This window comes from Stenotrophomonas sp. TWI809, assembly GCF_039673205.1.
In the GTDB taxonomy this organism is placed as follows: Bacteria; Pseudomonadota; Gammaproteobacteria; order Xanthomonadales; family Xanthomonadaceae; genus Stenotrophomonas.
Map to the genome: position 1 here is coordinate 67,541 of NZ_JBDJLE010000009.1, position 11,407 is coordinate 78,947.

The window sequence follows — 11,407 nt, forward strand, 5'->3', positions numbered from 1 at the left end:
AACCCGGGAAAAGCCGCTGGAGACACACTGTTCCAGCCACTTCAATATTGAACCAGTCGGTATAGTATAAATATCGAACCGATTGGTCTAGTATTGATTGGATGACTGATCCGACCTCCTCCACATCGCCCTCCAAGCCGGCCGCCAAGGCCGCCGGGCCGGGGCGCCCGAAGGATCTGGGCAAGCGCGCGGCCATTCTGGAAGCCGCCAAATCGCTGTTTGTCGACCAGGGCTACAACGGGGTGAGCATGGACAGCATCGCCGCCCAGGCTGGCGTATCGAAGCTGACCGTTTACAGCCATTTCGGCGATAAAGAGACCCTTTTCACCGAAGCTGTGCAGTCCAAGTGCGTCGAGATGCTGCCTGACGAACTGTTCGTCACCGACATCGAAGGCCCGCTGCGCGACCAGCTGATGGGCATCGGCCACGCCTTCTTCAGCCTGATCACCTCCGATGCGGCCGTCGCGGTGCAGCGGGTGATGATGTCCCCGGATACCGATGACCGGATCCGCGAGATGTTCTGGCTGGCCGGCCCGCAGCGGACCACCGACGCGCTCGCTGACTTCCTGCGCGCCCGCACCGCCCGCGGCGAACTGGAGATCACCGACTGCCAGACCGCCGCCCTCCAGTTCCTGACCTTGATCAAGGGCGAGCTGCATACGCATATGATGTGCGGGTTGCGGCCGGCCCCGGCCGAGTGCGATGCCGACGCCCACGTGTGCGCCAGCGTCGACTTTTTCCTGCGGGCGTATGCCCGGCGGCACTAAACTGAATGGACCGGAGGTCGCGGTGACTTCCGGCACTGCGACCCCGGCGCGACGGCAGCGATGCTTTCAGCGCGCCGCCGGCTCCCGGCACCGGTAAAATGGCCGGCCCACTGCGCTGGATATAGAACCTCATGACGATCGATTACTCCCACGCCCGCGAACTGATGGTTGAACAGCAGATCCGCCCCTGGGATGTGCTGGAAATCCGCGTGCTCGATGTACTGGCACGCTTGCCGCGGGAGGCGTTCGTCGCTGAATCGCACCGGGCCCTGGCTTACGCCGATATCGAGCTGCCGCTGGGCAACGGCCAGAAGATGATGAAGCCGGTCATCGAAGGCCGCACGCTGCAGGCGCTGGATCTGCAGCCGGGCGATGAAGTCCTGGAAATCGGCACCGGCAGCGGCTACCTGAGCGCCTGCATGGGCGAACTGGCCCGCGAAGTCCTGAGCCTGGAAATCGATGCCGACCTGGCCACCACCGCGCGCGCGCGTCTGGACGCTGCCGGCCTGGGCAACAACGTCCGCATCGAAACCGCCGACGCCCTGACCTGGGACACCGAGCGCCGCTTCGATGCGATCTGCGTCACCGGCGCGGTGGATGTCATCCCGTCACGTTTCGCCCAGTGGCTCCGTCCCGGCGGTCGACTGTTCGTGATCCGTGGCCGGTCGCCGGTCATGGAAGCGGTGCTGGTCAAGGCGGACGGCACCACTGAATCGCTGTTCGAAACCGATATCGACTACCTGCGCGGTGCCGCCCCGGCACCCCAGTTCCAACTCTGAGTCCAAGGAAGCCGCAATGATCCGCCGATCCCTCGCCTTTGCGCTGGCCGCCGCCCTGCTGCCGATGACCGCCTCTGCCGCCGACCTGCTGCAGGTCTACGAAATGGCGCGCAACGGCGATCCGCAGCTGTCGGCTGCCGAGTCGACCCGTCTGTACGACAAGGAAGGCGCTGTGCAGGCGCGTGCCGCCCTGCTGCCGCAGCTCAACGGCGAGGCCTCGCTCAACCGCAGCCGCACCAACCCGAACCATGATCTGACCTCCAGCTCGTTCACCACCAAGAGCCGGAACTACACGATCAACGGCAGCCAGACCGTCTTCAACTTCACCCAGTTCGCCAACCTGCGTTCGCAGCGCGAACTGAGCCGCGCAGCGGATTTCACCCTGGATTCGGCCAACGACGACCTGATCGTGCGCACCTCGGCGGCGTACTTCAACGTGCTGGTGGGCATTGAATCGCTGTCGGCCGCGCAGACCAACGAAGCCGCTGCCAAGAAGCAGTTCGACTTCGCCGACAAGCGCCTGGAAGTGGGCCTGGCGCCGATCACCGACGTGCACGAAGCCCGCGCCCAGTACGACCAGGCGCGCGCCAACACGATCATCGCGCAGAACACCTTGGCCGACGCATACCAGGCGCTGACCGAACTGACCGGCCAGCCGGTCACCGACCTGCGCGCCCTGCCGGCCGATTTCCGTCCGGAGCTGCCGGCCAAGTACGCCACCATCGATACGCTGGTGAACGAGGCCGTTGCGCAGAACCCGGCGCTGAAGGCGCAGGAACTGAAGGTCAACGCTGCCGAATCCGGCGTCTCGGCCGCCCGCGGCGCGCACTACCCGACTCTGTCGCTGGGTGCCACCGCGGGCAAGTCGGCCAGCTGGGGTGATGTGGTCGGCGACGGCGGCAGCAGCTTCAGCCCGGACCGCCGCACCAACAGCGTCGGCCTGACCTTGAACGTGCCGATCTTCTCCGGCGGCGCCACCCAGTCCGGCGTGCGCCAGGCCCTGGCCCAGCGTGATATCGCCCAGGACGGCTACGAGCAGCAGAAGCGCGCGCTGGATCGCAACACGCGCAATGCCTACCAGACCCTGGTGGCCGGCATCAGCGAAGTGGAAGCGCGTCGCCTGGCCGTCGTGTCGGCACAGAGCGCCTATGACGCCTCGCAGGTCGGCCTGGAAGTCGGTACGCGTACCGTGCTGGATGTGATCCAGAACCAGCGCATCCTGTTCTCCGCGCAGCTGGACTACGCCAACGCCCGCTACACCTTCCTGCAGAACCGTCTGCAGCTGGGCCAGGCGGTCGGCACGCTGGACATCGCCGAACTGCAGGACATCAACCGCCTGCTGACCCAGAAAGCGGCCACGCCGAGCACCACCGTCAACTGATCGACGGCGCAGCGCGTGACAAAAAACCACCCGCATGCGGGTGGTTTTTTTATGCGTGCACGGGGTTGATTCCGACACCTCGCGCGCGTCACACACGCGATCACTGCCGTGGCGATTTCATCGCGTAATGCCTACCCGCGCACAGTCTCCACCGTGAACCGGTCCACAGTCCGGTACGTGTCGTTGAAAATGGCTTGACCCCTCGGCATGGGCCGACTATGGTCCGCCCCGCACCACCTTCCCTTTCCCTCCAGAGGCCCCCTCCTTGGACAGTCATAGTCGATCTCGTTGCTGCTCCTGAGCCGACGGACCCACTGACCCCAAGGTCGGTTCCGTCCGCACAGGACGGGGCCCACCGGCGCAGCTGACACGCTCGCCCGCCTCGCATCATCCGTATCGCCGTTCCACCGACCCCAAGAAGGGTGCCGCTGGCGTTTCCGTTTGCCTGGAGATTGCCCATGCACGTTTCCCGTGTGTTCGCCCTGCCGCTCGTGGCCGTGGCGATGCTTCCGTTCGACACCCGCGCCGCCGCCAGCCTGATGGTGGATGACGCCTCAATCACCGATGCCGGTCGCTGCCAGCTGGAAAGCTGGGGCCGCCATACCGATGCCGGGGCGGAGTGGACCGCCGTGCCGGCCTGCACCTTCGCCGATACCGAGTGGTCGCTCGGCGTGAGCCATCAACATGCTGCTTCGTCCACGCAATGGGCGCTGGGTGCCAAGCGCGTGCTGCGCGACATCGACCAGCGCCGTTGGGGCCTGGCGCTCAGTGCGGGCGTCGGCAGCGACTGGCGTCACCTGCGTGGCGATGACTGGGGCATCAACGCGCCCCTGACCCTCGCCCTTGGCGCAAGCGATCGCACGCTGCTGCACCTCAACCTGGGCTGGGCCCGCACGGCCGGCGCACGCGGCCGCACCGAGGGCATCGGCCTGGAAATCGTCACCGCCCCACACTGGTCGCTGCTGGCCGAAACCGCGCGTGACACCACACGCCAGCGCAGCAGTCAATTCGGCGTCCGCCACGAACTCTGGCGCGGCGCCAGCGTGGATCTGCTGGCCGGTCGTGTGCATCACCAGCGCGATGGCCACTGGATCACGCTCGGCTTCAATCTGGCCTCTGCACCGTAACGCCCTGCGTGCCGACTGACGGCACCGACCGACCGGACCGCGTGCACCTCCGCACACGGCCCATGCACCCACCGATACCTGCCCCGCTCGAGCCCTGCCCGCGCGTCGGCCTTGTGTACCTCAGCGCACTGCGCTGCTTTTTGCTGGAGAACCACCATGAACCGCGAAGACCTCCTGTTCTCGATCCGCACCCTCTCGCTTTCCCTCGACACGGCCGGCTTTGTCAGCATCGCCGCGACCACGCATCCCTCCGACCTGGTCGATGCGCTCGATGCGCTGAGCGTGGACAAGACACTCCCCTTGCTGATGATGCTCGACCCGCAGGCACGCGCCGAGCTGTTCGCGCACTTCACCGAGATACGCCAGGATCAGCTGCTGGCCGCGATGCCGCGCGAGGCGGTGGTGCAGCTGTTCGAACACATGCCCTCGGATGACCGCGCCGATCTGTACAACCGGCTCGGCGATGATGCCAAGCAGAAACTGCTGCCGGCACTGACCAAAGTCGAGCGCGACGACATCCTCAAGATGGCGTCCTATCCCGAAGGCACGGTCGGCTCGGCGACGACGTCCGATTATGTGTGGGTGTCACCGGAGATGACCGTTGCGCAGGCGCTGGCCCATATCCGCGCCACTGCGCTGCACAGCGAGACGGTGAACATCCTGTTCGTGCTCGACCACACGCTGCGGCTGCGCGGCACGGTGGCCCTGCGTGATCTGGTGTTGGCCAACGAGAACCGCACGGTCGCCTCGATCATGCGTGAGCAGCCGGTCGCCGCAAAAGCGCACTGGCCCAGGCTGCAGGCCGCCGAACTGATCCGTCGCTACGATCTGCTCGCGCTGCCGGTGACCAATGGAGGGGACCGCATGATCGGCATCGTCACCGTGGACGATGCGATGGACATCGAGAAGGAACAGGATGCCTCGCAGCTGGCCCGCTTTGGCGGCACGGCCAGCGGAAACGGGAACGATCTTGATGTGCGCAGCACGCCGCTGAAGCAGATGTTCCGGGTGCGTGTGTTCTGGCTGGCGATCCTGACCTGCTTCGGCATCGTCACCAGCACGTTTGTCGCCGCGCAGGAGGAGCTGCTGTCGCAGGTGATCGTGCTGGCCGCCTTCATCGCCCCGATCGTGGACATGGGCGGCAACACCGGCAGCCAGTCAGCCACGCTGGTGATCCGCAGCATGGCGCTGGGGGAACTGAAACTGAGCTGGCGCGATGTGTGGTTCGTGATCCAGCGCGAACTGCCGGTCGCGGCGGGGCTGGGCATCACCATCGCCGTACTCGAAGCGATCCTGGCCTACTTCAGCAAAGGCGTGGGCATGGACGTGCTGATGGTGGTGGGCTCGAGCATGCTGGTGTGCACCGCGTTGGGCGGCATCATCGGCGCACTGCTGCCCTTCGCCGCACGCCGCATCGGGGCGGATCCGGCCACGCTGTCGGCCCCGTTGATCACCTCGGTCATGGACCTGATCGGCGTGTTCATCTACTTCGGGTTCGCGTATGCCTTCCTGGGTGACCTGCTGGTCTCCGCGGGCTGATGGGATCGGCAGGCCTGGTCGCCGCGCATCGCGGCCAGGCCGGTCTCGATCACGCCACCGGCGGCGGCAACTGCGGGGCGATCAGGGCCACGGTGCGCTTGAGCGCACCGCGGCCGTTGCTCACCAGCGCACACCCCGCGCGCGCCATGTCTTCGCGTGCCTGCGGATCGCGCAGCAGGGTCAGCAGTGCATCGCCGACACCGTTGGCATCCTCGGCGATCACCACCGCACCGGCTTCGCGCATGCGCCGGGAAATCTCGGCGAAGTTGTGCAGGTGCGGGCCGGTGACGGCGGCCGTGCCCATCGCCGCCGGCTCCAGCAGGTTGTGCCCGCCGATGGCCTGCAGGCTGCCGCCGACGAAGGCCACCTGCGCACAGCCGTAGAACGACATCAGCTCGCCGAGCGTGTCGATGACGAAGACATCCGTATCGGCCTGCGGCCACTGCTGCTGGCGGCGTGTCGCGACCTTCCAGCCCTGCTCGCGGGCCAGCGCTTCCACCCGCGGGAACCGCTCGGGATGCCGCGGCGCCCACAACAGCAGCAGCCCCGGCATCGCCTCGCGCAGGCGGCGGTGCAGATCGAGGGTGGCCTGCTCTTCGCCCTCGTGCGTGCTGGCGGCGATCCAGACCGGGCGCGTGGCGGGCACCAGATCATGGAAGCGCGCGATGAAGTCCTGCACGTTCGGCGTGGCGATGTCGAATTTCAGATTGCCCAGCGGCTGCACCTGGTCCGGGCGCGCCCCGAGCTGGATGAAGCGCTCGGCATCATCGGCCGACTGTGCGGCCACGCAGGTGACGGTGCGCAGTGCACGGCCGATCAGCGGCCGCAGCAGCCGATAGCCACGCAGCGAGCGCGCCGACAGTCGGGCATTGAGAATGTAGACCGGAATCCGGCGGTCGCGGCAGCCGAACAGCAGGTTCGGCCACAGCTCGGTTTCCAGGATCAGCGCCAGGCTGGGCTTGAAGTGACCCAGGAAGCGGCCGACGCTGCCCGGCACGTCGTAGGGCAGGTACACGTGGTCGACCGCATCCCCCCATAGCGCGCGGACCCGTTCGGAGCCGGTCGGGGTGATGGTGGTGATCACCCAGCGGATGTCCGGGCGCAGCGTGCGCAGGGCATTCACCAGCGGCGCGGCGGCATTCACCTCGCCCACCGAGACCGCGTGCAGCCAGACCCGCGGCTGGCCGCTGGAGTGCGGATAGGAGGCATAGCGCTCATCCCAGCGCTGGAAGTACTCGCGCACCCGGAAGCCCCGCCAGACCAGGTGGTACACGGTGATCGGCAACAGCAGGTACAGCACGGCCGAGTACAGGCCGCGCAGGATCCATTCGACAGGGCTTTTACGCATGCGCAAAGGATACGGGAGCGGCGCGGGGAAGACACGCCGCGCCGCCGTGATGGCCGCGCCGGGACGCATCCGGGCGCATCCATTAGAATCGAGGCATGTCCGATAACGCTTCCACCGCCACCCGGCCGTCCCTGCGCAATCCGCGCCACTGGCCGACCTTCGCTTTCATGCTGGTCGCCTTCGCGATCGCCCGCCTGCCCTGGATGCTGCAGCGCGCGCTCGGCCGCGGCGTCGGCACGGTCGCCTACCGGCTGGCCAGCAGCCGTCGGCGTGCCGCCGAGGTCAACCTGAAGCTGTGCTTCCCCGAGAAGGACGACGCCTGGCGCCAGCGCCTGCTGCGCGACAGCTTCGACGCGCTGGGCGTGGGCATCTTTGAATTCGCCCGGGCCTGGTGGGGCAGCATCGACAGCATCCGCCCGCAGGTGCAGATCGAAGGGCTGGAGCACCTGCACCGCATGCAGGCGCAGGGCCGTGGCGTGCTGCTGGTCTCCGGCCACTTCATGACCCTGGAGATGTGCGGCCGCCTGTTGTGCGACCACGTGGAGCTGTCCGGCATGTACCGCAAGCACCGCAACCCGGTCTACGAATGGGCAGTGAAGTTCGGCCGCCTGCGCTACGCCAAGGCGATGTACGCCAACGAGGATATCCGCGCCACCGTGCGGCACCTGAAGAAGGGCGGCTTCCTCTGGTATGCCCCGGACCAGGACATGCGCGGCAAGGACACGGTGTTCGTGCCGTTCTTCGGCCACACCGCCTCGACCATCACCGCCACCCATCAGCTGGCCCGGATGACCGGCTGTGCGGTGATCCCGTATTTCCACCGTCGCGAAGGCGGGAAGTATTTCCTGAAGATCGGCGCACCGCTGGAGAATTTCCCCAGCGAGGATGTCGAGGCCGATACCGCCCGCGTCAACCAGGCCATCGAAGCGATGGTGCGCGAGGCGCCGGACCAGTACCTGTGGATCCACCGCCGCTTCAAGCGCCAGCCCGGTGGGCGGAGCGATTACTACCGGTAGAGCCACCCCATGGGTGGCTGCATGGTGCCAGACCGCGGGCAGCCACCCATGAGGCGGCTCTACGCTTCCATGGGCCACCGCGACCACGCGTGCGGGTACTCCCCCAGCGCACTGGCCAATCCCGCACGTATCGGGTTGGCGAGGATGTACAGCGCCTGACGGCGCAAGGATTCCTCATTTCTCACGGCGTGGTCGAAGTACCCGTGCTGCCAGAGCTTTCCCGTTCGCTGCAGACGCTCATTCAACAATCGGCTGCTGCGTGATTTGAACAGCAGCATGCAGCGAGCCAAGGTGGCTTGCCGCAGTTGGATCAACCAATGCACGTGGTCCGGCATTACCACCCAAGCTAACGTGCAACTGACCCCGCAACGATCCATGTAACGCAGCGTGTCGATGATTACTTCTGCATTGAGGGGATCCTCGAACCACTTGCGCCTGTCGTGCGTGGTGGTGGTGAGCGCGTAGCAATACCCTGGATGCGAGTATCGGCCGCGTTGGAGGCGTGGGCTGGCCATCGCACGAGGGTGCGTTGACCGGGGCGTGGAGCCCATCGGTGGATGGCGCGCGTGTGCGTCGGTATGTCCCCATGCCCGGGCCACAAGCAGCCACGCATGGCGTGGCTCTACCCGTCGTCGCGTGCCAACAGACTGCCCGCATACAGCGCGGCCAGCAGCAGCGTGAGGCCGCCCCAGAAGGTCGAGTAGAACGCCAGATGGGTATTGAGCGGGAACACCGTCACCGCCAGCGCGAGCATCGCCGGGCGCGCGCGCTCGCGGGCCTCGGGGGGTGCAAAACGCCACGCGCGCCACGCCTGGGCCACGGCCGCCAACCACAGCAGCAGGCCGAGGAGGCCGGTTTCGGCGAGGATCTCGAGCACGATCTGGTGCGCGTGCAGTGCTGGGCCGGCGCCCCACACTTCCTGGGCGGCCGGGTCCGGATTGCACGCGGGGTAAGCGTCGCGGAAACCACGCGCACCGACGCCGTTGATCGGATGCGCCTCGATCATGCAGGTTGCTGCGGCCCATATCTGGGCGCGGCCGGACAATGCCTGATTGACGCCGTCGTTCTCACCTTCCCACGCCATGGCGGTGCGCGCGACCCGGTCACCGACCTGGGGCACGCTCACGGTGAGGACGATCGCCGCCACCGCGCCGACCGCAACGCAGGCCAGCAGCCCGCGCACGCCGATCAGCCGCCAGCCGGAGAGCACCAGCACCAGGGCATAGGTCAGCCACGCCGCGCGCGAACCGGCCAAGACCAGCACGACTCCCACTGCGGCGGCCACCAGTGACCAGCCGAGAATGCCGGCACGCCGTGAGGCGGCGAACAACAGGAACGGCGAGAGGCTGGCCAGCACCTGGCCGAATTTGAGGTTGCACGGGCCGAGCACGCCGCTGAGGCGATCCACCGCCGCCATCTCCTGCGGTGAACATAACCCATGGCCGCTGACCGCCCACTTGAGCTGATCCATTGACCAGAACAGCGGGCTGCTGCCGACGATCGCCTGTGCCAGCGCATCCACCGTCCACAGCCCGGTGATCACCGCCAGCCCGCCCAGCGTCAGCGCGCGCCGCTGCGGAGTCGCCACGGCGATCGCCACCAGCCACATGAACGGCAGATAGCGCAGGCCGGCGGCCGCCTTGCGCCACGCAGTGCCGGGGTCGATCGCATCGAAGGCGGAGAATGCCTGCGGCAGCCAGTAACCCAGGAACAGGATGCTGGTCAGTGCCCACGCAGGACTGCTCAGCAGACGTTGCTTGCCCTGCAGGCGCAGCTGCACCATGCGCACCGCCGCGTACAGCGCGCCCAGCACCAGCACGCCCTCGGCGATGCCGGGCAGCGGCCACAACGCGACAAACGCAATCACCCACCACGGCGCCCAGCGGCCCGCACGGGAGCCCGGCGAACCGGGAAGGACGGTGGGCTCAGCCGATGAGGGAGGTATAGAGCTGGAGCGTGTCACGCTGCATGGCCTGCAAGGTAAACGGGATCCGCGTCGGCAGTGAGGGCGGCTGCAGCAGCAACTGCTGCGCGCGCGCCAGCAGTGCATCGGCGTCGCCCAAGGGTACCGCGCCGGAGGGTTGCAGCTGAGTCAACAACTCGCCGACGCCGCCATGGTTCCAGCCCAGCACGGGGCGGCCCACCGACAGCGCTTCGACCACGGTGCGGCCAAACGCTTCGGCCTTGTCCGAGAGCTGCAGCACCAGATCACTGGCCGCATAGGCCTGCGCGATGCGCGAGGTCGGCGCGGTCATCAGCACGGCATCGAACACACCCAGGCTGCGCGCCTGGGCGTCCAGTTCGGCGACATAGGATTCGCGGCCCGGCTCGCGCGTGCCCGGCATCCACAGCTTGGCCGGCACGCCGGCGGCATGTAGTCCTGCCAGCAGGCTCAGCGCGTGGCGATGCCCTTTCAGGCGGGTGCCACGGCCAGGCAGCAACAGCAACGGTGCCTCGCCGGCCAGCGCGGGGTGCTGCTCGGCCACGGCCAGGCGCGCACGCCGATCCTGCCGGCCCACGCGCGGGAACTGCGCGACATCGACACCACGGGGTATCACCTGCAGGCGCTCGGCCGGCACGCTGGGGTAGTGCGCGCGCACGAACTCACGCACGCTGTTGGACACGCAGATCACGCGCTCGCCGCTGGTCATCACCGCGCTGTAGCGACCAGGCGAGTTGAGCCCGTGCACGGTGGTGACCCAATGTGGGCGTGTCGCCGCCGGCAGATTGCGCACGGCGTACAGGCCCAGCCAGGCCGGCAGCCGCGAGCGCGCATGCACGATGTCCGCGCCCACCTCGTTGAACAGGTTGCGCAGGGTCAGCACATGGCGCAGCGTCAGCAGCGATTTGCGGCCGATATCCAGGGTCAGGTGTTCGGCGCCACTGGCGAGCAACGGCTCGACCAGGCGCCCACCGGCGGACACGACGATGGCCCGGTGGCCGGCGGCAACCAGGGCGGAGGCGATCTCAAGGGTGGAGCGTTCGACCCCGCCGGAGTGCAGCGCCGGCAGCAGCTGCACCACGGTCAGTCGGCGCACAGTGTGGTCCGCGGATCAGTCGGCGAGCACGAACACGGCGCCGCAGTACGGGCACGCGGCCTCGCAGTTGGGCTCGTCTTCGATCGGCAGGTACACGCGCGGGTGCGAGTTCCACAGCGCCATTTCCGGCGTCGGGCAGCTCAGCGGCAGGTCGCTGCGGTGCACGGTGTAACGCTTCTCGGCATTGGCGGGCGCGGTGGCGGTATGGCTCATGGCGTGGACACACAAAGGGGGTTGCGAGACCGCCGATTCTAGCATCTGGCGGCCGCCGAAGGCCGCTGCACCCCGCCGGGCACGGCGCGGCGCCGATCACGGCATCCTAGCGGCCACCGGTGTTTTTAAATCGATCCAAATTCATTGTCAATAATGGGCGTTGAAACGAATTTGCCGGATTTAGATCGAACTAATTTCA

Annotated in this window: 11 protein-coding genes; 6 read left to right on the forward strand and 5 right to left on the reverse strand. The window is 67.3% G+C overall.

Translation table 11 applies throughout. The features are described 5' to 3' along the window. The first annotated feature begins 101 nt into the window (after positions 1–101). The 5 genes from ABE472_RS09290 to mgtE all read left to right on the forward strand — a co-directional run bounded on the left by ABE472_RS09290 (position 102) and on the right by mgtE (position 5,593). Positions 102–767, forward strand: a complete 666-nt coding sequence (locus ABE472_RS09290; protein WP_346466055.1) for a TetR/AcrR family transcriptional regulator — start codon at positions 102–104, stop codon at positions 765–767. Between the two features lie 131 nt (positions 768–898). After that, entirely contained in the window at positions 899–1,546 is a 648-nt protein-coding gene (locus tag ABE472_RS09295) for a protein-L-isoaspartate O-methyltransferase (protein ID WP_313209149.1), read from the forward strand. A gap of 16 nt (positions 1,547–1,562) precedes the next feature. Next, positions 1,563–2,927 (forward strand): TolC family outer membrane protein, encoded by a 1,365-nt coding sequence (locus ABE472_RS09300; RefSeq protein WP_121039628.1) that lies wholly within the window; start codon positions 1,563–1,565, stop codon positions 2,925–2,927. Positions 2,928–3,385: 458 nt separating this feature from the next. After that, positions 3,386–4,054, forward strand: coding sequence for a hypothetical protein (locus ABE472_RS09305; protein ID WP_346466056.1), 669 nt, complete (start codon positions 3,386–3,388; stop codon positions 4,052–4,054). A gap of 156 nt (positions 4,055–4,210) precedes the next feature. After that, positions 4,211–5,593 (forward strand): magnesium transporter, encoded by a 1,383-nt coding sequence (gene mgtE, locus ABE472_RS09310; RefSeq protein WP_346466057.1) that lies wholly within the window; start codon positions 4,211–4,213, stop codon positions 5,591–5,593. 49 nt (positions 5,594–5,642) lie between these two features. On the opposite strand, the gene waaA is transcribed toward mgtE, so the two are convergent. Then, on the reverse strand, positions 5,643–6,941 hold the full coding sequence (gene waaA / locus ABE472_RS09315; RefSeq protein ID WP_346466058.1) for a lipid IV(A) 3-deoxy-D-manno-octulosonic acid transferase: 1,299 nt from the start codon (positions 6,939–6,941) through the stop codon (positions 5,643–5,645). Positions 6,942–7,036: 95 nt separating this feature from the next. Between waaA and ABE472_RS09320 the strand changes: the two genes are divergently transcribed. Continuing rightward, positions 7,037–7,957, forward strand: coding sequence for an LpxL/LpxP family Kdo(2)-lipid IV(A) lauroyl/palmitoleoyl acyltransferase (locus ABE472_RS09320; protein WP_313209145.1), 921 nt, complete (start codon positions 7,037–7,039; stop codon positions 7,955–7,957). A 59-nt stretch (positions 7,958–8,016) separates the two neighbouring features. Here ABE472_RS09320 and ABE472_RS09325 read toward each other — a convergent pair whose 3' ends face one another. The 4 genes from ABE472_RS09325 to ABE472_RS09340 form a co-directional block, all read right to left on the reverse strand. Beyond that, the gene (locus tag ABE472_RS09325) at positions 8,017–8,508 is read right to left on the reverse strand and encodes a transposase (RefSeq protein ID WP_346466059.1); all 492 of its coding nucleotides are present in this window, start codon (positions 8,506–8,508) and stop codon (positions 8,017–8,019) included. Positions 8,509–8,579: 71 nt separating this feature from the next. Beyond that, positions 8,580–9,824, reverse strand: a complete 1,245-nt coding sequence (locus tag ABE472_RS09330) for an O-antigen ligase family protein (RefSeq protein ID WP_313219633.1) — start codon at positions 9,822–9,824, stop codon at positions 8,580–8,582. A 58-nt stretch (positions 9,825–9,882) separates the two neighbouring features. Further along, positions 9,883–10,995, reverse strand: a complete 1,113-nt coding sequence (locus tag ABE472_RS09335) for a glycosyltransferase (protein WP_313209142.1) — start codon at positions 10,993–10,995, stop codon at positions 9,883–9,885. A 15-nt stretch (positions 10,996–11,010) separates the two neighbouring features. Next, entirely contained in the window at positions 11,011–11,208 is a 198-nt protein-coding gene (locus tag ABE472_RS09340) for a zinc-finger domain-containing protein (protein WP_019183790.1), read from the reverse strand. Between the last annotated feature and the right edge of the window lie 199 nt (positions 11,209–11,407).